We start from the raw sequence: 22,352 nt of genomic DNA, 5'->3' as shown, positions 1-22,352 counted from the left end.
CTAAAAAAGATTGTGAGGCGTTCATCGGTATCTGATTTTCTTTTCGATAAGCGAAGTGGTAAACTAAATTTACTAAAATGAATAAAAAGCAATAAATTAAAATGAATAGTGCAGAATTATTAGTCAACGTAACGCCCCATGAAACGCGAGTGTCGTTAGTTGAAAATGGACTTTTAAAAGAGCTTCATATTGAACGAGAAGCTAAACGTGGCATTGTGGGTAATATTTATAAAGGTAGAGTTACTCGTGTTTTACCGGGAATGCAGTCTGCTTTTGTGGATATTGGATTGGAAAAAGCGGCTTTTTTGCATGCTTCGGATATTGTTTCACACACCGAATGTGTGGATGAAAATGAGAAAAAGCAATTCGTTGTAAAAGATATTGGGCAATTGGTGCGAGAAGGTCAGGATATTATTGTTCAAGTAGTAAAAGATCCGCTCGGCACTAAGGGTGCACGTTTAACAACAGATATCACATTACCTTCGCGTTATTTGGTTTTTATGCCAGAAAACAGCCATGTTGGGGTTTCTCAACGTATTGAAAGTGAAGCTGAACGTGAGCGCCTTAAAGCCTTAGTTGAGCCTTATTGCGATGAGTTAGGTGGGTTTATTGTTCGTACTGCAGCAGAAGATGTTGCCTCTGAAAGTATTGAACAAGATACGATTTTCCTAAAACGTCTATGGCGTAAAGTGTTAGAGCGTAAAGCAAAATATCCGCCGAAATCAATGTTATATGGAGAACTTGCACTTGCTCAACGCGTGTTGCGTGATTTTGTTGGCACGCATATTAGCTCGGTAAAAATTGACTCTAAGATGACTTATGAGCGCGTGAAGGAATTTTTATCAGAATTTATGCCAGAATTAACGGACAGTGTTTCGCTTTATAGTGGTACACAAACGTTGTTTGATGCTTATGGTGTGGAAGAAGCCATTCAAAAAGCGTTAGATAAACGAGTGAATTTAAAATCAGGCGGTTATCTGATTATTGAACAAACTGAAGCCATGACGACAATCGACATCAATACAGGCGCTTTTGTCGGGCATCGAAATCTATCGCATACTATTTTCAACACTAATATTGAAGCAACACAAGCGATTGCTCATCAATTACAGCTACGAAATCTTGGCGGTATTATCATTATTGATTTTATTGATATGCAAGAAGAAGAACATCGTCAGCGTGTATTACAATCATTAGAAGATGCACTAAAAGGTGATCGAGTCAAAACGAATGTGAATGGATTTACACAGCTTGGTTTAGTTGAAATGACACGTAAACGCACACGTGAAAGCCTTGAGCGTGTACTCTGCTGTGATTGCCCAACTTGTCATGGGCGTGGCACAATCAAAAGTGTGGAAACGGTTTGTTATGAAATTTTGCGAGAAATTGTGCGGGTGCATCGTTCATTTAGTACTGAAAGAGTACGCGTTTATGCATCCAAAGAGGTTGCAGAATACTTAATTGATCAAGAGTCACATGGCTCGATTGCTGAATTAGAGGCTTTCATCGGAAAAAATATCGAAATTAAATTAGAGCCATATTATCATCAAGATCAGTTTGATGTGGTGGTGATGTAACTGTCTGCAAGCGGTTTATTTTTGCAAATCTTTTGCAAAATTAGACCGCTTGTTTCCTATTCAATCCCTTGAAAATTCGCTATAATTACAAAGTTTTTCAATTTAAATAAAATCCAAAGGTATTCGAATGTCTGAAGTAGAAAATACAGAATTAGATCTTAATGGCGAAATGATTGCTCGCCGTGAAAAATTAGCGCAATTACGTGAGCGCGGTAACCCATTCCCAAATACTTTCCGTCGTGAAGATAAAGCAGCTGATTTACATCAAAAATATAACGACGTTGAGGGTGAAGAATTAAAAGAAAAAGCAATTCCAGCAGCGGTGGCCGGTCGTATCATGTTACGTCGTGTAATGGGTAAAGCGACTTTTATTACCATTCAAGATGTCAGTGGTCAAATTCAGCTTTATGTCGCGCGCGATAATTTACCAGAAGGTGAATATCAAAACACTGTTGGCTTATTAGATTTAGGCGACATTATTGGGGTGAAAGGAACCTTATTTAAAACCAAAACTGGCGAGTTAACTGTTCGTGCTTCAGAATTACAGTTATTAACCAAAGCACTCCGTCCGTTACCAAACAAACATAAAGGGTTAACCGACCAAGAAACTCGCTATCGTCAGCGTTATCTAGACTTAATTGCAAATGAAGAGTCTCGTCGTACCTTTGTGATTCGTTCTAAAGTGGTTTCTGGCATTCGTCAATTCTTCTTAGATAAAGGCTTTATCGAAGTTGAAACCCCAATGTTACAAGTGATTCCAGGTGGTGCAGCCGCAAAACCTTTTATTACTCACCATAATGCATTAGACGTAGATATGTATTTGCGTATTGCTCCTGAGCTTTATTTAAAACGCTTAGTAGTAGGTGGTTTTGAACGTGTGTTTGAGTTAAACCGTAACTTCCGTAATGAAGGTGTTTCTGTTCGTCATAATCCTGAATTTACGATGATTGAATACTATCAGGCTTATGCAGATTACATTGATTTAATGGATAACACTGAAGAATTATTACGTAAATTAGCAATTGATATTTTAGGCACTACCACCGTACCTTATGGCGAATATGTCTTTGATTTTGGTAAACCATTCGAGCGTATTACGATGCATGATGCGATTGTTAAATATGGCAACGGTATCAAACGTGAAGATTTAGATAACTTCGAAAAATCGGTTGAAATTGCTAAAGGTTTAGGCATCGAAATTCAAAAATCTTGGGGTCTAGGTTCAGTAGTGAATGCAATTTTTGAAGAAGTGGCTGAACACCAATTAATTCAACCAACTTTCTTAATGGCGCACCCAGCAGAAATTTCTCCGCTTGCTCGTCGTAATGATGTGAATCCAGAAGTGACAGATCGCTTTGAATTATTTATTGGCGGTCGTGAAATTGGTAATGGTTTCTCAGAATTAAATGATGCTGAAGACCAAGCTGAACGTTTCCAAGCGCAAGTTGCAGCAAAAGAAGCTGGTGATGATGAAGCGATGTTCTATGATGATGATTTCGTGGTTGCATTAGAACATGGTTTACCACCAACAGCAGGTGAAGGTTTAGGCATTGACCGCTTAGCGATGATTTATGCCAATGCACCGTCAATTCGTGATGTAATTCTTTTCCCTGCGATGCGTCAGAAATAATCAATAGAAAATAAGATAAAGGCGAAGAGAGATTCTTCGCCTTTTTTATCGAAAAAATTAAGCGAGTAGTCATTGCTAAAAGCAAATGAACGGTAGATTTTCATCTGTTTAAATGCAATACTACGCTAGTGCAATGGTCGAACTTTTTTCGATTTTATTGTCAAAGAAGCAACTTTCTTTGTCTTCTAAAAGGAATATTTATGAAAACATTTTTTAAAAAATCGTTAATTGGTTTAGCTTTTTTCTCATTATCACAAATGGCATTAGCAGATGCTCAAGCGGTAAGCGAATTACAAAGTCGCTTAGAAAAAGTAAGTCAATATAGCGCGGATTTCGAACAAACAGTACGCTCAAGCAAAGGAAAACAAGTACAAAGTGGAAAGGGCAAATTTCAAGTAAAACGTCCTAACTTATTCCGTATGGATACTAAGTCACCACAAGAAAATTTGATTGTTTCGGATGGTGAAAATGTATGGTTCTATGATCCTTTTGTTTCACAAGTAACGGTAAATACGGTGCAAGATGCAGTAAATAATACGCCATTTGTACTTCTTACCAGTAATAACGAAAATCACTGGGCACAGTATGATGTTACACAAAATGTTGATACTTTCGTACTTAAACCAAAATCGAAGAAAAGTAGCTTAAAACAATTTGATGTGCGTATTGATGCGAATGGATTATTAAAAGGGTTCAGCACCATTGAGCGCGATGGTCAAAGCAATCTTTATAATTTACGAAACATTAACAACAACCCAATTGCAGCTGATCTCTTCAAATTTGACGTGCCAAAAGGCGTAGAAGTGGATGATCAACGCGGCGGTAAAAAGAAAAAATAGCATATAACAAGCGGTCTGATTTTGGCAAAATTTTGCGAAAATGAGACCGCTTTTCTGGTGGCTGATTATGAAAATACTAGAAAATCAACGAGATGCAAATGAGTGGCAAGATTTTATTGATTTACTCAAAGTCGCGGTAAAAGAAGAACGGTTAGATGAATTTTTTTCCTGTTTTCTAACGCCTGATGAGCGAGAGTCAATGGGGCTTCGTTTAAGAATTGTGCAAGCTCTGTTAAAAAATGATTGTTCGCAGCGTGAGATTCAACAAAAGCTTAACACGAGTGCTGCAACCATTACGCGTGGGTCAAATATGTTAAAAACGTTAAATCCCGATTTTTTAGTTTGGATAAACGAGAATTTAAATGGCAAAGCGTAGAAAATCCAGTTGGATGAATCGTCTTTTGCAACAAGTCATTCGTTTTTTTGTGCCAAAGCAGATTCGCTCAAAAATGGGCTGGTTCTGGTTTGGCTCAACTCGTTTAGGGACTAGCCTTGTAGGGGGATTTTTAGCACTCGTGATGCTATTTAGTGTATTACCGGTGCCATACTCTGCTTATATGTTGCAACAGAAAGTTTATCATTTGTTTGCTGATGAACGTTATGACATCCAAAAAAAATGGGTCAGCCTAGATCAAATTGCGTGGCAGATGCAAATGGCCGTGATTGCTAGTGAAGACCAAACCTTTGAAAGCCATTTTGGCATTGATTTAAATGCGATTCAGCGCGCGTTGATCCGCAACGGTAAATCGAAAAAGGTTGTAGGGGCTTCAACCATTTCTCAACAAACCGTTAAAAATATGTTTTTGTGGCATGGACAGAGCTGGATTCGTAAAGGTATTGAGTTACCGATGACTTTAGTGGTGGAAAATGTTTGGGGCAAAGCGCGGATTTTAGAAGTATATCTCAACGTGGCAGAATTTGGTGATGGGATTTTTGGTGTTGAAGCGGCAGCCCGACATTTCTTTAATAAATCGGCTAATCAACTCAGTCTCCAAGAAGCTGCACTATTGGCGGCCTCTTTACCGAATCCACAAGTTTATCGAGTGAATAAACCTGGCCCAACGATGAGAAAACGCCAAGCGTGGATTATGCGCCAAGTGAACAATTTAGGTGGCAAAAATTATTTAGAAAAACTTTAAGAGGTAATATGCAAAGCAAATCAACATTAGAAACGGCATTGGCTCATCGTTCTATTCGAAAATTCACAGATGAGCCGATTTCGGAAAATCTATTCCAACAGCTTATTGCTGCAGGGCAGTCAGCATCAAGTTCCAATCACTTGCAATGTGTAACCGTAATTCGAGTGACAGATCAAGATATTCGTCAACAAATTAGTGCTTTATCCAGTATGGCATATGTCGCGGAATGTGCTGAGTTTTTAGTGTTCTGTATTGATTTTTCAAAACATAAACAGCTTCAGCCAGAATCACAGTTGGATTGGGCAGAGGTTTCATTGATTGGTGCAGTTGATGTTGGCATCTTCGCGCAAAATGTACTGCTTACAGCAGAGTCTTTGGGATTAGGCGGTGTGTATATCGGTGCCTTGCGCAATGAAATTGAAGCAGTCGCAACATTACTTCACTTGCCTCAATATTGCGTGCCATTGGTTGGGTTGTGTTTGGGTTACCCTGCGCAAGATCCTGCATTAAAACCTCGTTTCCCTCAATCATTAGTTTGCTTTGAAAATCAGCATCAACCTTTAAATGAGACTGAATTTGCAAAATATAATGCAGAATTGACCGCTTACTATCAAGCGCGTACGGGGCAAGCTCAAGGTTGGGAAGTGGCACTGAATAAAACATTGAATCAACCGGTTCGCCCACATATTTTGCCATTTTTACAATCTAAAGGATTGATAAAACGATGAAATGGTTGGTACTTTGTCGAGAGCCTCGTTTATATAGTTGTGAACGTTTGAAGCAAGCTTGTGAGGCAAAAGGGATTGAACTGGATATTCTTGATCCAAATAAAATGTCGCTTAAGTTAGTAAAGCAGCAAAATAACGTGCAGTGCGAAGTATGGTATCAAGCGGGTGATAATCCTAAAAATCGCCAAGTTCCAGTTGAAATTAGTGATTACCAAGCTGTTTTACCTCGCTTTGGCACTTCAAGTACAGAAATGGGTTGCAGAGTTGTACAACTTTTTGAGGCGCTAGGCATTCCAACGCTGAATACAGCGCAAGCCATTGGGCTCGCTCGAGATAAATGGCAGAGTTTACAAGTTTTAGCTGCTAATCATATTCCTATTCCGACGAGCTCTTTATCTGGCTCTCTCTTTGAAAAAAAATCGGCAGTGCAATGGCATTCATCACCTGTTGTGATAAAAACTTTAGTTGGTTCGCAAGGCATTGGGGTGATGTTATCTGACAATCAGCCACAAGCGGTCAGTTTATTAGAAACTTTTACGCAAGCAAATATTCAAGCCTTGTTACAAGATTTTGTGCCAGAAGCCAAAGGGCAGGATATTCGCGCTTTTGTTATCGGTAACCAAGTTATAGCCGCGATGCAGCGTTCAGGCGCAGAAAATGACTTCCGAGCCAATTTACACCAAGGTGGACAGGCTAAAAAAATTGAGTTATCTCAAGCGCTACAAGATTTGGCAGTACGTGCGGCTAGAGTGATTGGGTTAGATGTAGCTGGTGTTGATTTAATTCAATCTGCAGATGGCTTTTTAGTGCTAGAGGTTAATGCTAGCCCAGGATTAGAAGGCATTGAACAGGCTACAGGTATGAATATTGCAAAACAGATGGTAGAGTATTTATTTGCGAAAAAAGAGAAAACCGTTTAAGTTTTTTGGGATATTTGAAGTCCTATTTATACCTTATTTGCTTGTTAAAGCACAAAAAAATAGCCGTATATTACGGCTATTTTTTTATAGTAAGAGATTATTCAACACCAACCATTACAGAGGTTGCTTTGATAATCGCATATGCCTCTTTACCAACTGCTAAACCTAATTCTTTTACTGCATCGATAGAGATGGTAGAAGAAATTACGTTACCGTTACCGATATCAATGTGTACAATTGCGTTCACTGAACCAGTTTCGATTGATTTTACAGTACCTTTAAGTTGATTTCTTGCGCTAATTTTCATTAAGCATTTCCTTATGTTTGAGTTAAACAGAGTAGGTATTATATAGGTAAATATATAAGTTGAAAATACTACTTAATAGGTGATAAGCCTTTTAAGATTCGCTCGGCATTTTCTTTACTTAACGCATAGCCGTAATATTTTTTGTAGAAGGCTTGTGTTTTTTCCACCATATTCAAATCTTTAAATTGTTCAGGATGGAAAAGTTGAGCTGCCCAAAGAATTTGTAACGCTTCTTCTGCACTATAGCGATCCCATGGGAATGTGCCGGTTGGGTTGGCATAAATACGATTATTTTTGACCGCACTTATTGATTGCCATGCTGGATCAGCTTTGATTTTTTCGATTGCCGCTTGGGCTTTATTGCCGCTGCTGCCAATAATAATAACATCTGGATTCGCTTGAATAATGCTTTCTACGGTCACGGTTACCATATTGGCTTCATCTGGTAACACGCTTTTACCGCCGGCTAATTTAATCCATTCGCCGATCATGGATTTTCCGCCGTCAATCATCAACAAATCAGAGCCTTTAGTGATATGTAACACCGTTGGGCGTTGTTCATCTTTGAGGTCTTTAAGACGACCCTCCACAAATTGAATGTTACCTTCTAATTCTTTGATATAGCTTTCTGCGATTTCAGGGGCTTTATCACCTAACACTTCAGCTGTGATGCGTACAGTTTTCTTCAAGCCATCAAAATCTTGGAAACTTACACGAACACCTTTTAAGCCCGCTTGTTCCACTTCAGTTAACATGGATTTTTTCGAGAGCAATACTGCATCTGGTTTGTGGCTCAATAGTTCTTCCGTTTGAATGGTTTCGCCGTTGGTTAATACCGGTACGTTTTTGATATTGGGATATACTTCGCTATACCAAGGATTGGCTGCGATAGATGTAGTCGTGCCAACCAGTTTATTTGCACCGCCTAATAACAAGACGATTTGGTTATTGGCATGCCAAAGATCGGCAACGCGTTGAACGTTGTCTGGTAGTTCGATTTTGTTTCCTTCAACATCCGTGATAACTTTCGCTTGCAGCGGTAGGGCAAAACAGGCAGCAAGAGAAAGGGCAATCAAGCCTTTTTTTAGAGAATGTTTCAACATATGAATTTCCTTCTAGTGGGTTTATAAATGGGTTATCGCACAAATTTGGCGCTGTAATGCCGGCACATCAACTAAGCGTAAATCCGTTTGATAAAGCGCTTTCAGGTTGGCTTCGGTAATGATTTCTGGTGCCGTACCTGTTTGTAATTTGCCGTGTTCATTTAAGATGCTTACACGGCTGTGGGGCAGTGCGCTATGCAACAACATGGGATGATCGGGATTGTGTGTTGTCATGATAATGGTAAAGCCTTGTTGTGAGAGCTCTTTTATTAGGCTTAAGGTTTTAAACACATTGCCATAATCCAATGCCGAAGTGGGTTCATCAAATAAAATTAGTTGCGGTTGTTGCACCAAAATACGCGCAAGATTGACCAGTTGCTTTTCACCGCCACTCATTTGCATATAAATTCTGTCAGCAAAATGGCTAATGCCGAGTTTATTTAAAGCTTCATCAACCAATGCAAAATCAGTTTCATTAGGTTTATCAAGCACACCTAAATGCGCAGCGCGTCCGAGAACCACATAATCACGCACGCGATATTGATAGGTTTGCGGGCTATGTTGCGAGACATAAGCAATTTTTTGAGCAATTTGCTTACTGCTCATTTCGCTTAATTTGCAATTATCCAACAAAATCTGACCGCTCTTTGGTTTCAAAAGCCCCGCGATACAGTTTAATAACGTTGATTTACCACGACCATTAGCACCAAGAATGGTTAGCAGTTCACCTTTCTGTAAAGTGAGATCAATACCATTGAGTAGCGAATGTTCAACGTTGTGCCAGTAATACAGATTGTCAATTTTCAGCATTAGTCCACCACCTTTTGTTTAATCAGAACCCAAGCAAAGAATGGCGCACCGATAAAGCCGGTGAGAATGCCGAGCGGAATTTCTTGAATGTATAAGTTGCGGGCGAGAGTGTCGATAACGAGCAAGAAAATAGCGCCGATAAGTCCAGCTAGCGGTAAACTTTTAACATTGTTATCACCAATGAAAAGACGCGCTAAATGCGGAATCACTAAACCTAGCCAACCGATTGTCCCGCTTAAGCAAACGGATGAAGCGGTCAACAACGTGGCACAAACTACCATTAATCCACGCTCTAATCGAATATTTGCCCCAATTAATTTTGCTTCACGATCCCCCAATGAAAGCACATTGATACGCCAACGCATTAAAAATAAGCCAAGGGTAGTAAGTAAAATGATTGGTGAAAGGACGAGCAAGTTATCGTAGTTAGATTTGGTTAGGCTACCTAATTGCCAGTAAACGATATCAGCCAGCTGAGTTTCAGGATCAGCAAGATATTTCAATAGGCCTAATGTCGCCATCATAAAGCCCGAAACGATAATGCCGGAAAGCACTAAAACAATGGTGGAGTCGCGTTGAATTAAACGTGGTAAATTCATGGTGAGTAAGACGGCAATCAAACCACCGACAAAGGCAAAGGCTTGAATGCCCAGCATCCCTGAACCGATTAAAATCGCCAATGCCGCACCAACACAAGCGCCATTAGATACCCCTAAAATATCAGGTGAAACCAAAGGATTGCGGAAAATACCTTGATATACCACACCCGCAATAGCTAATGAAGCACCGACAAGCATGGCAGCAATTACACGAGGCAAACGAAGGTTAAAAATAATGTTGTTTTGCACATCATTGATATTATTGCCAATAAGACTTTGTACAACATTCTCAAGCGGAATCGCAAAACGCCCCCAAGAAAGCGAACATAAAATGAGCCCAATAAGCAGGCAAAGTAAAAGGGGAAAGGTAAGGGAGGATTTTTTCATGCTCTAATTAAATGGTTATTTATATAATTATATAATGAATTGCATGATAAACTCTTTATGTATTTTTGTATATAGCATTATTGGGTTAAGGAATGTAAGATCAATAAGCAATAAAAAAGCACCTACATTGCTGCGGGTGCTATACAAGCGGTGTGTTTTTTAACGCATTTTGCAAATTAGAAATCGAGTAACTCTTTTTCTTTTGCTGCTAATACTTCATCAACTTTTTTCACATAGCTGTCGGTTAATTTTTGAATTTCTTCTTCTGCTTTGTGTTGTTCATTTTCGCTGATTTCTTTGTCTTTTAATAATGCTTTGATTTGATCATTGGCATCACGACGTACGTTACGAACAGCAATTTTACCTTGTTCGCCTTCAGATTTAACGATTTTGATTAAATCGCGACGACGTTCTTCTGTTAATGGTGGAAGTGGAACACGGATAGTGGTACCAGCAGAAGATGGGTTTAAACCTAAATCTGAAGTTAAAATGGCTTTTTCTACAGCACCAATCAGGCTTTTATCAAATACGTTTACTGCTAAAGTACGTGCATCTTCAGCAACAACGTTAGCAACTTGACGTAATGGTGTTGGTGAACCGTAGTATTCTACTTGTAAACCATCTAATAAAGATGGTTGTGCACGACCTGTGCGGATTTTTGAAATATGGCTTTTTAACGCTTCTAAGCTTTTTTCCATACGAGCTTGTGCATCTTGTTTGATTTCGTTAATCATTCAATTGTCCTTTCAATAGATAAAGATAAACATCGTGATTTTACTGGATTTTTAGCAAATTTTGAATCTTTTATTTTTTCTATAGAAATTTATATTGTGTAAGGTGCAACTTTATAGTATGCTTCAGGGGCTTTAATACCAAAGGAGATTAGTATGATTTTTAGTGGAAAACGTTTATTGCATGTCTCAGCAGCATTATGTGCTTCAATGTGGTTATCTGGCTGTGCAACTTATGCTCATCTAGGTACAACATTATATTGGTCAGGTAAAGATATTAACGAATTTATAGCAGATAAAGGGGTTGAGCCAGATACTAAAAAGATTTGTAAGGATAAAGATAAGCCATTTCTTATTTATGGTTTTGCTAAACCTATTTACCATACATATGACCGTGAAGTAGGCCGAGGCCATCATGCTTATGGTACAACTATTTATACGCAAACAGAACATCAATTTACAGGTAGATATAGATGGAATTATGTATTTACTGACATTGAAGGCAAAATTACTTCTGACCGTTCTGATACGGGGTTTGGTGATATTGATAAAGAATTTAATTGTCAAAATATGGATGAGGTAGCCTATGATGAGGCCAAATTAGCACAAACGTTAACACGACAAAGTTTATGGATGAGTATTGCTAACTCTGCGGATAATAACAAAATGATGTGGGGATCGGATAAAGCATATAGCTCGCGAAAAGAGGCTGAAGAAGATGCTTTAGAGCAATGTAAAGATGATGGCGGTAAGGCTTGTAAAGTAGTTGTATCTTATAGCAACCTCTGTCTATCAAGTGGAACGGGGGAGCGTAATGGGGCTTACTTTGATGTGTTTGGTGTAGGTGCCAATAAAGCAGGCGCAAATAAAGATGTGATTGCGCAATGTCAGTCAAAAGGTGGGCGTAACTGTAAAACGGTCATGGAAGGCCTTTGTGCAACAGCTTGCGATATGGAGAATGAGACAGGTTGTATATTGCCAAAACCAGAAGTCATTACACCATAATATAAAACAAACCGCTTATTGTTAAAGTAAGCGGTTATATTTTCACTAAAAAATTCGATATAAAGAGTTTCATATGAAATATTCAATAAAACCATTATTAAAGCTCGCGTTTTTTACTTCTATTTACGGATTATTAAGCAGTTGCTCCACTTATGTTCATCTTGGTACAACACTTTATTGGTCAGGAAAAGATGTCAATGAATTTATGGAAAGCAAAGGGCTTTATCCAGATGATATTAAACAATGTTCAAGTGAAAAGGAGACTTTCTTAATTTATGGTTTTGCTAGACCGCTTTACAATGTTTTAGAATATGAAGTAGGGCGTGGCCATCATGCTTATGGCACAACCATTTATACCAAAAAAGAAAAAGTCTTTACAGGTAACCATAAGTGGACTTATGTCTTTACCGATATGAATGGCAAAATTAAATCTCATCGTGCTGAGACTGGGTTTGGTGATATTGATAAAGAATTCAAATGTAATGGATATTACGATACAAGCAAACTAGAATTAAAACCTCGCACTTGGTCTGTTGTTGCCGTAAGACAAGGAAATAAAAAACAAGGAATATGGGGTAATGATGTTCCTACTCCAAATTTAGCCAATGCCAAAAAAGAAGCCATTAGCCAGTGTGAAAAAGAAAGTGGTGAACGTTGCGAGTTTCTATTTGGATTTAGTAATGCTTGTTTAAGTGTCGCACATGCAGAGAAAAATGGACCTACATCTTATTTCGGATTAGGGATTCTTGGCCAGCGCTCCAAAGATGACGCCTTAGCAAATTGCAAAGAAGATGGCGCTTCAAATTGCCAAGTATCAAATATTTATCCTGTGTGTTCTACGCCATGCGATTATGAGAAAGATAAACAATGCTTCTTTGATAAGTCACAATTAGCCAAACCAGGCAAAAATGGTCAAGATGACATTTTTAATGCTGGGGAAAAGAACTTATTTTAATTAACAAAAAACGGTAGAAATCATCATTTCTACCGTTTCTTTATTTTTTATTCAGCTTCTATTAGCGAATGGTTGTACCTTCTTCTTCACCTAAAATCACTTGGCGTAATGCACCTGGTTTGCCCATATTAAATACACGAATCGGCATACCGTGGTCACGAGCAAGCGTAAACGCTGCTAAGTCCATCACTTGTAGTTCTTTATCAATCACTTCTGCATAAGAAAGGCTGTTGAATAACTGAGCATCATTGTGTTTTGCTGGGTCTTTATCATAAACACCATCTACTTTAGTAGCTTTTAATACTACATCGGCTTCAATTTCAATACCACGTAAGCAAGCTGCAGAGTCAGTTGTAAAGAATGGGCTACCTGTACCGGCAGAGAAAATGACCACGCGTTTTTCACGTAACATTTTGATTGCTTCAGACCAGTTATAAGTATCACAAATACCATTTAATTGGAAAGCTGACATCAATTTCGCATTCACATCTGCACGGTGAAGCGCATCACGCATTGCTAAACCATTCATTACCGTTGCAAGCATCCCCATGTGGTCGCCTACAACACGATTCATACCCGCTTTAGCTAATTTTGCGCCACGGAATAAGTTACCGCCACCGATGACTACGCCGACTTCTACGCCCATTTCAATGAGTTCTTTAATCTCAAGCGCCATACGATCTAAAATAGACGGATCGATACCAAATCCTTCTTCGCCTTGCAGCGCTTCGCCGCTTAATTTTAATAAAATACGGTTATAAATTGGTTTACTCATTTTAATTGCCTCTATGATTGGTGTACTAAAAACAAAATTGCGTTATTATAGAACAATCTTGTTTAACTAGAAATAGAGAATTCAAACAATGTCTGGAAAGAAAATTGGGTGGGCGTTGCTCGCCTTTTTATTGGCATTTAGTGCAGCTTTTTTAATGTTAAAAGGCTCTGGTTTTTTCCCTGAACCTAACATTTTAGATGTGCTTAGCTTAATGGTGCTTATCATTACCTTAAGTGCTAGTAAAAAAACATTCTACTTTTTGTTACTCCCAATCAGTATTGGTTATGCCCTTTATACGCCAGTAGGAATTACCTTTGGTGCGCCAACTTATCAATATATTGCATCGATTTTTGCGACCGATTTAATGGAAAGCAAAGAGTTTCTCATGCAGATCTCGTGGTTGAACTATGCGAGTGCAGTTGCGATTTTACTAGCGGTCATTTTTTATCGAAAAATTACAAATGAGTTTAATCTTCAGCCGATTAAAAATAAAACTTTTGTGATTTTTGGGGTGCTGTTATTGGCTTTACCATCTAGTGGACTAAAATTTTTCCAAGTTTTTTATACCGAAAGTATGAAGGTAAAAAAAGAGCTAGATGTGCTTAATAACTTAACCATTGAGCCGAAATGGGGTAAATCCACTTTATCAAGTGCATCGAAATATGATGATTATGTGTTAATTATTGGTGAAAGTGCGCGTAAAGATTATCATCATGCGTATGGCTATCCATCTGGAAATACGCCTTTTATGAGTCAGGCAAATGGCACATTAATTGATGGTTTTACCTCTGGTGGAACTAACACAATTGCTTCTTTGCGGTTAATGTTGACTAAACCCGATACGAAAAACTGGGAAAGTAATTATGAGTTGAGCTTGATTGATTTAATTAAATCGGCGGGTATTCAAACTTATTGGCTTTCTAATCAAGGTTATTTGGGTGAGTTTGATACGCCGATTTCATCGTTAGCAAATAAAAGTGATGTGAAAATTTTTACTAAAGCTGGCGATTCATTAAATCAGAATATCAGTGATTTTGAGTTGCTTCCAAAATTTGATGAAGTGCTTAAGCAACCACATCAAGGCAAGCGCTTTATTGTAGTGCATTTGTATGGTTCGCATCCAATTAGCTGCGATCGCTTAACGGATTATCCGAAAATGTATGATGATGAAAGCTTGCCGAAAAAATATTTCAACGTGAATTGTTATGTTTCTTCAATTAAGAAAACAGATGAAGTCATCAAACGTATTTATGAGGCTTTACGCCAGAATGAAACGACATCTAATCGTAGTTTCTCAATGATTTATTTCTCTGATCATGGCTTATCGCATGAAATCAGTGAAGATAATATTAAAATTCACAATAGCAGTGGTAAAAGCAAGCTGCATTTTAATGTGCCGCTGTTTAAAATTTCGAGTGATGATACAGAACGTCATGTTTATAAGGTATTTAAATCTGGTTTAAACTTTACGGATGGTATCGCAAAATGGATTGGTATTGAAAATCCATTGCTGAATAAAGAAGTGGATTTATTCAGTAATCAACCAGATAAAGACGATTATGGTTTAAAAGCCATCATTGATAAAATTGATGCGCCGTTAGATCCAGCAGTTGAGATTCCTAGTCAAGAGAAGAAATAATGAGTATAAATGTAACAGAGATAGTGCTTCACCAACTTCAACAAGGAGAAGGTGAAATGCCAAGTTTAACCACTCATCTAAGAGATAATTTGTTAGTGGTTAATGCTGATGTTGAGCAGATGATGCTGCAACTTCATCAAGCATATCAAGCAAAAGCGAAAGCCTATGGCATATTTAAGTCGGAGTCAGTTTTTGCCCAACAGCTTAATCGCTTGTTAGAACAGGAGGTAGATTTTCTGCCATTTAGCCAAAGCTGTGCCAATATGTTAGCCACAGAGTTAGCTAAATATCCATTTGCTTCAGGTGGAACTTTTATTCTTTGCCGCTATAATTTTTTAGCGACTGACTATTTATTTGTTGCGTTAATTGATAGCAGAAGTTCGATGTTAGTCAATGAACAGCTAGAGATTCAACAAACGCAATATTTAGAGATCACGCAATATGACATTGCTTGTCGAATCAATTTAACTGAATTGAAACTTAACGCGCAATCTAATCGCTATTTAACCTTTATTAAAGGGCGAGTAGGGCGGAAAATTGCAGATTTCTTTATGGACTTTTTAAGTGCAGAAGAAGGTTTTAACCCGCAAGTACAGAACCAAACATTATTACAAGCAGTAAGCGATTACTGTGAACAAGGGGAACTTTCTGCCCCTCAAACGCGCGAAGTAAAAAAACAAGTGTTTGATTATTGCAAAGGTCAAATTGCTAGTGGCGAAGAAATTGTGCTGACAGAACTTTCAGAATCAATGCCAACGTTAAATGAGTTAGATTTTGCGCAATTTGCTCAAACACAAGAATATGGTTTAGAAGAATCTATTCCCCCTGTGCGTAATGCGTTGAAGACGCTCACCAAATTTTCAGGATCTGGAAAAGGGGTCACAATTAGTTTTAATGCTGAACTTTTAGGAGAACGCCTGATTTGGGATGAACTAAACGACACATTAACAATCAAAGGATTGCCGGCGAATCTTCGCGATCAGCTTGAGCGTAATAAATAATCGTCTTTTTCTAGCTAATTTGGTATGATGCGCCAAATTACAGTTTTTCAAAGGTCAACTATATATGAAAATGAAATCTCTTCTTGCAGTGCTTGCATTAGTGATGGGTGTTAGCGCGTGTTCTACGGTAAAAAAAGTCGTCTATCGTATTGATGTACCTCAAGGTAACTATTTAGAACAAGATAAAATTGATCAGATCAAAATCGGTATGACGCCAGTTCAAGTGCAATATTTATTAGGCACGCCAATGTTGAAAAACGTATTTGGCGAAAATCGTTGGGATTACGTCTTTATTAAGCGTGAGGGTTATAACGATCCAATTCAGCGTACTTTATACGTTTACTTCGATAATCAAGGTTTAGTGAGTGATGTGAAGTTAGATAAACCTCTCACTGATAATGCGCCAAACCCAGCTCAATAAGCTCAGCAAGCGGTAGAATTTTTGTAAAATTTTGCAGAAAATCTACCGCTTGTATTTAGTTCGAACTTAGGAGTTTAGTATGAAAAAAATTATTCTATCTAGCCTATTAGCGATAAGTGTATTGTCGTTTTCAGCTTGTCAAAGTCAAGCTGCTTATGTAGAAAGACCAATGCCAACTGAAAAATTGGTGAATAATCAACTTCCAGATATACCGGCGGATTTATTAAAGCCTATTCCGATTTCGAATATGCAATCGCCAACAGGTAAAGATGATTTCACAAAATTCTTCAAGTGGATGTCTGATACGAATAGTACTTTTATGCCGAATTTCGAAGAGCAGCTTTTATCAAGCTGTGAAAAATTTTGTGGTGATTTTGATAAGAAGAATATCAAAATGGTGATTGAGGACTATAAACAAAATGTTTGGAATCAATCGGAAAAAGAAGTTAAACAATTAACGGAATTAAAAGCCAAAGTGAAGGATAAAGAGGTAAAAGCAATTATCCAATATCTAATTGATGTATATCATTTCTCTATGGATAGCTGGGCAAAAATGGCAAATACTTATATTAAGCCAGAAAAAGCTTCAGCCGATGAATTCCGTTTATTTAAAGAAAAAAATATTGAATTTGAACGGAAAGCCCAACCTATTAAAAATATCTTCCTTAATGCAATTTCAAAATTTATGAAAAAGTATGAAGAAAAGTAGTTGTTGAAGAAACACTTTTAATTACCCATCAGGCCTATAAGCTTGGTAGGTTTTTGTTATAAATTTTTCTAATCCATAAAAACTTCTAATAGAGTGCTAAGTGATTAAAAGCGTGATTTCTGTCACAAAAAAATGATAAATTCGCTCTAATTGAGCAAAAAATAGGCGTTTAAACTTAATTTTTCTAATTTATTGCATTATTTTTTGTAATTATACTTTTCAAGTAAAAAAAGTATTGATAAACTCAAAACCACTTTAAAACACAACATTCTTTTAAAATTATAACTAACAGGAGCCAACCATGAGCGAATTACACGCATTAGATTCATTGTTCCAAAAAATTAAACAACGCGATCCAAATCAAGCACCATTCCACCAAGCGGTTGAAGAAGTGTTTATTTCTCTAGCGCCATTTTTAGCTAAAAATCCACAATATACTAAACATGGTATTTTAGAGCGCTTAGTTGAACCGGAACGAGTGATTACTTTCCGTGTAACTTGGGTTGATGATAATGGTAACGTACAAGTTAACCGTGGCTACCGTGTCCAAATGAACTCAGCAATTGGCCCTTATAAAGGTGGGATTCGTTTCCATCCGACGGTCGATTTAGGCGTATTAAAATTCTTAGCTTTTGAGCAAGTATTCAAGAATGCATTAACAACATTGCCAATGGGTGGTGGTAAAGGTGGTTCAGACTTTGATCCAAAAGGCAAATCAGACGCTGAAGTAATGCGTTTCTGCCAAGCATTCATGACCGAACTTTCTCGCCATATTGGTGCAGATACTGATGTTCCTGCGGGTGATATTGGTGTAGGTGGTCGTGAAATCGGTTATATGTATGGTCAGTATAAAAAATTACGTAATGAATTTACTTCTGTACTAACAGGTAAAAGTTTAACTTGGGGCGGTAGCTTAATTCGACCTGAAGCGACCGGTTATGGTGCGGTTTATTTTGCTGATGCAATGCTATCAACCCGTGGGCAAGGTTTTGAAGGCAAACGTGTAGTCATTTCTGGTTCAGGTAATGTAGCGCAATATGCGGCTGAAAAAGCTATCCAAAAAGGGGCAAAAGTCTTAACTGTTTCAGATTCAAATGGCTATGTCTTATTCTCTGATGCAGGCATGACCGAATCTCAACTAGCTGCTTTATTAGTCTTGAAAAATGAACGTCGTGAACGTTTATCTGTGTATGCCAAAGAGCAAGGATTACAATACTTTGAAGGTCAAAAACCTTGGGGTGTAAAATGTGATATTGCATTGCCTTGTGCAACACAAAATGAATTAGATGGCAATGATGCAAAAGAATTGGTTAAAAATGGTTGCATCTGTGTAGCAGAAGGTGCGAATATGCCAACAACTTTAGACGGTGTTGAAGTATTCTTAGCGGCAAAAATTCTTTATGCGCCAGGTAAAGCGGCAAATGCTGGTGGTGTAGCAACTTCAGGTTTAGAAATGAGCCAAAATGCAATGCGTTTATCTTGGACTCGTGAAGAAGTTGATCAACGTTTATTCGGTATTATGAGCGCAATTCATGAAAACTGCGTTGAAAATGGTCGCGAAGCCGATGGTTTTGTGAACTACGTAAATGGTGCAAACATTGCGGGCTTCAAAAAAGTGGCAACAGCAATGTTAGAACAAGGTGTATTATAATTTATTTGTTCAAGCAATTTGAGAAACCCTCCTCGGAGGGTTTTATTTTTTTGTGTAAAAAAATTCTAATTGTTCACGCTCTTGTTTAAAATCGTTATAATAAAACGTTACTATTTTAGAATAAAAGTGAGTTTTTTATGGCGACGATTAAAGATGTTGCAAAACATGCTGGCGTGTCAACCACGACAGTTTCTCATGTTATTAATAAAACCCGATTTGTAGCAGAAGATACAACTAAAGCGGTATGGGATGCTGTGAAAGCATTAAACTATTCGCCTAGTGCAGTTGCGCGTAGCTTAAAAGTGAATACGACTAAATCTATCGGGATGATTATTACAACCAGTGAATCGCCATATTTTGCTGAAGTGGTGCTCGCAGTTGAAGAGCAGTGTTATCGACAAGGTTATTCTCTCTTTTTATGTAATACACAAAATGAGCCGGAGAAAATCCAAAATCACTTAGATATGCTAATTAAAAAACGCGTAGATGGTATTTTAGTTATGTGTTCAGAATATACTGAAAAATCTTTAGCGTTATTTAATGGAACTAATGTGCCTATGGTAGTAATGGACTGGGGCGTACACGATGGTAAAAGCGATCGTATTTTAGATAATAGTGTTGAAGGTGGTTATTTAGCTACGCGTCATTTGATTGAAAAAGGACATAAAGCCATTGGTGTTATTGCTGGATCTTTAGAAAAAACAATCTCTAAATTGCGTTTAGAGGGATTTACTAAAGCTATGGAAGAGGCTAATTTACCTATCAATCAAGATTGGATTTTTGATGGTGACTTTGAACCAGAAGATGGTTTTGAATGTATGAATAATATGTTCCGCCAAAAAGAATTGCCAACTGCTATTTTCTGTTTTAGTGATGTTCAGGCTTTAGGCGCAATTTCATCTATTACTGAAAAGGGGCTATCTGTGCCAAGTGATATTTCTATCATAGGTTATGATAATATTCATAGCTCTCGCTTTTACGCGCCACCGCTAACCACGATTCATCAATCAAAATCTCGTTTAGGTAGAGCTGCCTTAGATTTATTGTTAGAACGTATTCAAAATAGCGAAAAAGCAAGTGAGCCACATACATTAGAATTCCACCCGGAATTGGTTGTGCGTCACTCAGTAAAAGATCTTAATCAACAAGGATAGACATGGAATTTTTAATTGAATTTTTTAGTAGTTATGGTTATTGGGCGGTATTTTTAGTTTTATTAGCCTGTGGTTTTGGTGTACCGATTCCCGAAGATGTTACTTTAGTTTCTGGTGGTGTAATTTCTGGACTGGGTTATACCAATGTTCATTGGATGCTTGTTGTGAGTATGCTTGGCGTATTGGTAGGTGATAGCACTATGTACTGGTTAGGGCGTATTTACGGTGAGAAAATTAGACAATTCCCGCTAATTCGTAATATTGTGACTGAAAGCCGTTATGTGGCAGTGCAAGAGCGTTTTGAAAAACAAGGTAATCGCCTATTATTTTTAGCGCGTTTCTTACCAGGATTAAGAGCGGTTGTTTATTTAGTTTCAGGCATTACTCGTCGCGTAAGCTATACGCAATTTATTGCAGTTGATTTCTGTGCAGCAATTATCTCTGTTCCGATTTGGGTTTATTTAGGCGATTATGGTGCGAAAAATTTAGAATGGTTAGAGCATCAAGTGAAAAATGGACAACATATTATTTTTAGTATATTAGGCGTTTTAGCGCTCTATTTCGGCTGGAAATGGTATCGAAATCGTAAAAATAAATCAGCTTAAAACCAAATTTAATATGAAAGAAAACCTAGCCAAATGGCTAGGTTTTCTATTTAAATAAAGCTGAGAATTGGGCTAATCCTATCCAAACTTGTTCATCGAAGGTTTGTTTGACTTGGCGTTCTAATTCAGCAAGTTTTTGAATAAGTTGATATAGTTGTTGATAGGTTAGGCGTTGGCACGCTTGTTGATAAGCCATTCTCCGATTTTGCCAAATTTTCAAGCGGTCGAATTCTGCACGTAAATTACCAATATAAAGCGGTGTTTGACTATGTAAAACAGGTGCTGGTGAGCGAGTCAGTTCTAGTAGAATCATTAGTTCTTTTTGAATAATACGTAGTAACATAACTGGCTGAACATCTTCATTTTTTAAATGCGCCAGAATACGTTCTGCACGGGCAATTTTCCCATTTAATAACGCATCTACCCATTGAAATGGGTTAAATTGTGCGGATTGCTCAACAATTTCTTTTGCTCGATTGAGCGTGATTTTCCCATCAGTAAAATGTAATTGAAGTAATTGTAATGCTTGTTTGAGTGCTAATAAATTCCCTTCATAGCTATAACAGAGCAATTGAACAGCCTCTAGTTCAATTTGAAGTGATAAGGTCTTTGCACGCATACCTACCCAAGCAGGTAGTTTACTGATTTCGGGCGTTTGGCAGTTTACTTGAATGGCTTGCGCATCAATCTGATGTAGCCAATTTTGCTTTTCAAGTGCTTTTGTCCATTTTGGTAGGCAAAAAATCAATAATAAATCTGAATGGCTGAGCTGACAGAGTGTTTCTAGCTGTTTAGCCTGTTGGGTTGTGATGTTGTCAGGCAGATTAAGAATAATAATCTGGCGATTGAAAAATAAACCCATAGATTGTGCACTTTCCAAAAGCGTGTCCCAAGGCGTTTCTTGATTCACGGTAAATTCCGTTTTTTCATCAAAACCTTGTTCTCTAGCTGCTTGGATAATTTGCACTTTCGCTTCATCTAACAAAAGTAAATCGGTTCCTGTCAGTAAATAATAGGGTGATAGGACTTTGTTGAGCTGTAAAGTGAGTGCTTCAGGAAAGATTCTTTGCATAGTGATAAGAAAATCCCCCAAAATGGGGGATTGGGTTATTTTGCCTGATGAAGTTCTTGATGTAAGCCCGTCATTTTAATAATTAACTGACGTGCAGCTTGTTCATACATATCTTTCATAATCATCTCTTGTTCTGCAGATTTTGCTAATGCAGCACGAGAGTCATCAAAGAAAGTACGGTGTACCGAAACTTCTAGCGGGTAAGCACCTTTGTTTGGAACATCTACAACAGCTTGTACATTTAATGTTAATAATTTTTCTGCCTCGCGAGCCTGTTTAAATACAGACACCACTTTGCTACCACTTGAAGCATTAACTAAACGTAATTTAGCAACATGGTCTTGGCTAGAAACTAATTTTACGTCGTTAAGCTGTAATTGATTACGCAGAACGCGAGACATATCACTGTGTTGATCGGCACTTTCAAATGTTAGTGTGCGCAATTCAGTTGGTAACATTTCATTATTCTTAAAATGCCATCCACAAGCGGTCAGAAAAACCGTTGCCCCAACTAAGCAGATCGTTTTGATTGATTTCATCATAAAAATTACCTGTAAAATTCACCGCACTTTATTTTGTTTAAGAGTCCTTTATG

General features: G+C 37.8%; 24 protein-coding genes. 16 read left to right on the top strand and 8 right to left on the bottom strand.

Annotated features, from left to right (window positions below; translation table 11 throughout):
* Positions 1-101 precede the first annotated feature (101 nt).
* The 7 genes from rng (at position 102) to HSP_RS0108880 (ending at position 6,833) form a co-directional block, all read left to right on the top strand.
* Entirely contained in the window at positions 102-1,577 is a 1,476-nt protein-coding gene (gene rng, locus HSP_RS0108910) for a ribonuclease G (protein WP_010129903.1), read from the top strand.
* 127 nt (positions 1,578-1,704) lie between these two features.
* On the top strand, positions 1,705-3,207 hold the full coding sequence (lysS, locus tag HSP_RS0108905; protein ID WP_007525135.1) for a lysine--tRNA ligase: 1,503 nt from the start codon (positions 1,705-1,707) through the stop codon (positions 3,205-3,207).
* A 200-nt stretch (positions 3,208-3,407) separates the two neighbouring features.
* On the top strand, positions 3,408-4,046 hold the full coding sequence (gene lolA / locus HSP_RS0108900; RefSeq protein WP_007524345.1) for an outer membrane lipoprotein periplasmic chaperone LolA: 639 nt from the start codon (positions 3,408-3,410) through the stop codon (positions 4,044-4,046).
* Between the two features lie 67 nt (positions 4,047-4,113).
* A complete protein-coding gene (trpR, locus tag HSP_RS0108895; protein ID WP_010129902.1) occupies positions 4,114-4,422 on the top strand; it encodes a trp operon repressor in 309 nt (102 codons plus the stop codon).
* Entirely contained in the window at positions 4,409-5,185 is a 777-nt protein-coding gene (gene mtgA / locus HSP_RS0108890) for a monofunctional biosynthetic peptidoglycan transglycosylase (protein ID WP_010129901.1), read from the top strand. Before trpR ends, mtgA begins: the two co-directional genes overlap by 14 nt.
* Positions 5,186-5,193: 8 nt before the next feature.
* A complete protein-coding gene (nfsA, locus tag HSP_RS0108885) occupies positions 5,194-5,913 on the top strand; it encodes an oxygen-insensitive NADPH nitroreductase (protein ID WP_007524924.1) in 720 nt (239 codons plus the stop codon).
* Positions 5,910-6,833 carry an ATP-grasp domain-containing protein gene (locus HSP_RS0108880; protein ID WP_007524814.1) on the top strand — a complete coding sequence of 308 codons (924 nt, stop codon included), beginning with the start codon at positions 5,910-5,912 and terminating at the stop codon, positions 6,831-6,833. The genes nfsA and HSP_RS0108880 overlap by 4 nt, the downstream gene beginning before the upstream one ends.
* Before the next feature lie 97 nt (positions 6,834-6,930).
* Here HSP_RS0108880 and HSP_RS0108875 read toward each other — a convergent pair whose 3' ends face one another.
* The 5 genes from HSP_RS0108875 to frr all read right to left on the bottom strand — a co-directional run bounded on the left by HSP_RS0108875 (position 6,931) and on the right by frr (position 10,773).
* Positions 6,931-7,140 carry a TOBE domain-containing protein gene (locus HSP_RS0108875; RefSeq protein ID WP_007525241.1) on the bottom strand — a complete coding sequence of 70 codons (210 nt, stop codon included), beginning with the start codon at positions 7,138-7,140 and terminating at the stop codon, positions 6,931-6,933.
* A 68-nt stretch (positions 7,141-7,208) separates the two neighbouring features.
* Positions 7,209-8,243 (bottom strand): ABC transporter substrate-binding protein, encoded by a 1,035-nt coding sequence (locus HSP_RS0108870; RefSeq protein WP_007525110.1) that lies wholly within the window; start codon positions 8,241-8,243, stop codon positions 7,209-7,211.
* A gap of 21 nt (positions 8,244-8,264) precedes the next feature.
* The gene (locus HSP_RS0108865; RefSeq protein WP_007524944.1) at positions 8,265-9,053 is read right to left on the bottom strand and encodes an ABC transporter ATP-binding protein; all 789 of its coding nucleotides are present in this window, start codon (positions 9,051-9,053) and stop codon (positions 8,265-8,267) included.
* Positions 9,053-10,039 carry a FecCD family ABC transporter permease gene (locus HSP_RS0108860; protein ID WP_007524589.1) on the bottom strand — a complete coding sequence of 329 codons (987 nt, stop codon included), beginning with the start codon at positions 10,037-10,039 and terminating at the stop codon, positions 9,053-9,055. The genes HSP_RS0108865 and HSP_RS0108860 overlap by 1 nt, the downstream gene beginning before the upstream one ends.
* A 176-nt stretch (positions 10,040-10,215) precedes the next feature.
* Positions 10,216-10,773: a ribosome recycling factor gene (frr, locus tag HSP_RS0108855; protein ID WP_007524556.1), complete on the bottom strand. Its 558-nt coding sequence runs from the start codon at positions 10,771-10,773 to the stop codon at positions 10,216-10,218.
* A 153-nt stretch (positions 10,774-10,926) separates the two neighbouring features.
* Between frr and HSP_RS0108850 the strand changes: the two genes are divergently transcribed.
* Positions 10,927-11,775, top strand: coding sequence for a DUF4189 domain-containing protein (locus HSP_RS0108850; protein WP_007524370.1), 849 nt, complete (start codon positions 10,927-10,929; stop codon positions 11,773-11,775).
* A 73-nt stretch (positions 11,776-11,848) separates the two neighbouring features.
* On the top strand, positions 11,849-12,730 hold the full coding sequence (locus HSP_RS0108845) for a DUF4189 domain-containing protein (protein ID WP_010129900.1): 882 nt from the start codon (positions 11,849-11,851) through the stop codon (positions 12,728-12,730).
* A 61-nt stretch (positions 12,731-12,791) separates the two neighbouring features.
* Here the strand turns inward: HSP_RS0108845 and pyrH are convergent, their stop codons facing one another.
* The gene (pyrH, locus tag HSP_RS0108840; RefSeq protein ID WP_007524599.1) at positions 12,792-13,505 is read right to left on the bottom strand and encodes a UMP kinase; all 714 of its coding nucleotides are present in this window, start codon (positions 13,503-13,505) and stop codon (positions 12,792-12,794) included.
* A gap of 88 nt (positions 13,506-13,593) precedes the next feature.
* On the opposite strand from pyrH, the gene HSP_RS0108835 reads away from it, so the two are divergent.
* From HSP_RS0108835 to HSP_RS0108805, 7 genes are all read left to right on the top strand, one after another.
* Entirely contained in the window at positions 13,594-15,144 is a 1,551-nt protein-coding gene (locus HSP_RS0108835) for a phosphoethanolamine transferase (protein ID WP_007524410.1), read from the top strand.
* Positions 15,144-16,145, top strand: coding sequence for a nucleoid-associated protein YejK (gene yejK / locus HSP_RS0108830; protein ID WP_010129899.1), 1,002 nt, complete (start codon positions 15,144-15,146; stop codon positions 16,143-16,145). Before HSP_RS0108835 ends, yejK begins: the two co-directional genes overlap by 1 nt.
* Positions 16,146-16,209: 64 nt before the next feature.
* Positions 16,210-16,566: an outer membrane protein assembly factor BamE gene (gene bamE / locus HSP_RS0108825; RefSeq protein ID WP_010129898.1), complete on the top strand. Its 357-nt coding sequence runs from the start codon at positions 16,210-16,212 to the stop codon at positions 16,564-16,566.
* Between the two features lie 79 nt (positions 16,567-16,645).
* Entirely contained in the window at positions 16,646-17,275 is a 630-nt protein-coding gene (locus HSP_RS0108820; RefSeq protein WP_010129897.1) for a hypothetical protein, read from the top strand.
* A gap of 301 nt (positions 17,276-17,576) precedes the next feature.
* Entirely contained in the window at positions 17,577-18,926 is a 1,350-nt protein-coding gene (gdhA, locus tag HSP_RS0108815) for an NADP-specific glutamate dehydrogenase (protein WP_010129896.1), read from the top strand.
* A 137-nt stretch (positions 18,927-19,063) separates the two neighbouring features.
* Positions 19,064-20,080, top strand: coding sequence for an HTH-type transcriptional repressor PurR (gene purR / locus HSP_RS0108810; protein WP_007524936.1), 1,017 nt, complete (start codon positions 19,064-19,066; stop codon positions 20,078-20,080).
* 2 nt (positions 20,081-20,082) lie between these two features.
* The gene (locus HSP_RS0108805) at positions 20,083-20,685 is read left to right on the top strand and encodes a DedA family protein (RefSeq protein ID WP_007525097.1); all 603 of its coding nucleotides are present in this window, start codon (positions 20,083-20,085) and stop codon (positions 20,683-20,685) included.
* Positions 20,686-20,731: 46 nt separating this feature from the next.
* Here HSP_RS0108805 and holA read toward each other — a convergent pair whose 3' ends face one another.
* Entirely contained in the window at positions 20,732-21,757 is a 1,026-nt protein-coding gene (gene holA / locus HSP_RS0108800) for a DNA polymerase III subunit delta (RefSeq protein ID WP_007524355.1), read from the bottom strand.
* A gap of 35 nt (positions 21,758-21,792) precedes the next feature.
* The gene (locus HSP_RS0108795) at positions 21,793-22,299 is read right to left on the bottom strand and encodes an LPS-assembly lipoprotein LptE (protein ID WP_007524077.1); all 507 of its coding nucleotides are present in this window, start codon (positions 22,297-22,299) and stop codon (positions 21,793-21,795) included.
* Between the last annotated feature and the right edge of the window lie 53 nt (positions 22,300-22,352).

The organism is Haemophilus sputorum CCUG 13788, assembly GCF_000238795.1.
Taxonomy (GTDB): Bacteria; Pseudomonadota; Gammaproteobacteria; order Enterobacterales; family Pasteurellaceae; genus Haemophilus_A; species Haemophilus_A sputorum.
This window is presented reverse-complemented; position numbering and strand designations above follow the sequence as displayed.

Excerpts from the sequence above, each read along its gene's own strand:
- rng (WP_010129903.1), top strand. The coding sequence starts at position 102 with ATGAATAGTGCAGAATTATTAGTCAACGTAACGCCCCATGAAACGCGA.
- lysS (WP_007525135.1), top strand. The coding sequence starts at position 1,705 with ATGTCTGAAGTAGAAAATACAGAATTAGATCTTAATGGCGAAATGATT.
- lolA (WP_007524345.1), top strand. The coding sequence starts at position 3,408 with ATGAAAACATTTTTTAAAAAATCGTTAATTGGTTTAGCTTTTTTCTCA.
- trpR (WP_010129902.1), top strand. The coding sequence starts at position 4,114 with ATGAAAATACTAGAAAATCAACGAGATGCAAATGAGTGGCAAGATTTT.
- mtgA (WP_010129901.1), top strand. The coding sequence starts at position 4,409 with ATGGCAAAGCGTAGAAAATCCAGTTGGATGAATCGTCTTTTGCAACAA.
- nfsA (WP_007524924.1), top strand. The coding sequence starts at position 5,194 with ATGCAAAGCAAATCAACATTAGAAACGGCATTGGCTCATCGTTCTATT.
- HSP_RS0108880 (WP_007524814.1), top strand. The coding sequence starts at position 5,910 with ATGAAATGGTTGGTACTTTGTCGAGAGCCTCGTTTATATAGTTGTGAA.
- HSP_RS0108875 (WP_007525241.1), bottom strand. The coding sequence starts at position 7,140 with ATGAAAATTAGCGCAAGAAATCAACTTAAAGGTACTGTAAAATCAATC.
- HSP_RS0108870 (WP_007525110.1), bottom strand. The coding sequence starts at position 8,243 with ATGTTGAAACATTCTCTAAAAAAAGGCTTGATTGCCCTTTCTCTTGCT.
- HSP_RS0108865 (WP_007524944.1), bottom strand. The coding sequence starts at position 9,053 with ATGCTGAAAATTGACAATCTGTATTACTGGCACAACGTTGAACATTCG.
- HSP_RS0108860 (WP_007524589.1), bottom strand. The coding sequence starts at position 10,039 with ATGAAAAAATCCTCCCTTACCTTTCCCCTTTTACTTTGCCTGCTTATT.
- frr (WP_007524556.1), bottom strand. The coding sequence starts at position 10,773 with ATGATTAACGAAATCAAACAAGATGCACAAGCTCGTATGGAAAAAAGC.
- HSP_RS0108850 (WP_007524370.1), top strand. The coding sequence starts at position 10,927 with ATGATTTTTAGTGGAAAACGTTTATTGCATGTCTCAGCAGCATTATGT.
- HSP_RS0108845 (WP_010129900.1), top strand. The coding sequence starts at position 11,849 with ATGAAATATTCAATAAAACCATTATTAAAGCTCGCGTTTTTTACTTCT.
- pyrH (WP_007524599.1), bottom strand. The coding sequence starts at position 13,505 with ATGAGTAAACCAATTTATAACCGTATTTTATTAAAATTAAGCGGCGAA.
- HSP_RS0108835 (WP_007524410.1), top strand. The coding sequence starts at position 13,594 with ATGTCTGGAAAGAAAATTGGGTGGGCGTTGCTCGCCTTTTTATTGGCA.
- yejK (WP_010129899.1), top strand. The coding sequence starts at position 15,144 with ATGAGTATAAATGTAACAGAGATAGTGCTTCACCAACTTCAACAAGGA.
- bamE (WP_010129898.1), top strand. The coding sequence starts at position 16,210 with ATGAAAATGAAATCTCTTCTTGCAGTGCTTGCATTAGTGATGGGTGTT.
- HSP_RS0108820 (WP_010129897.1), top strand. The coding sequence starts at position 16,646 with ATGAAAAAAATTATTCTATCTAGCCTATTAGCGATAAGTGTATTGTCG.
- gdhA (WP_010129896.1), top strand. The coding sequence starts at position 17,577 with ATGAGCGAATTACACGCATTAGATTCATTGTTCCAAAAAATTAAACAA.
- purR (WP_007524936.1), top strand. The coding sequence starts at position 19,064 with ATGGCGACGATTAAAGATGTTGCAAAACATGCTGGCGTGTCAACCACG.
- HSP_RS0108805 (WP_007525097.1), top strand. The coding sequence starts at position 20,083 with ATGGAATTTTTAATTGAATTTTTTAGTAGTTATGGTTATTGGGCGGTA.
- holA (WP_007524355.1), bottom strand. The coding sequence starts at position 21,757 with ATGCAAAGAATCTTTCCTGAAGCACTCACTTTACAGCTCAACAAAGTC.
- HSP_RS0108795 (WP_007524077.1), bottom strand. The coding sequence starts at position 22,299 with ATGATGAAATCAATCAAAACGATCTGCTTAGTTGGGGCAACGGTTTTT.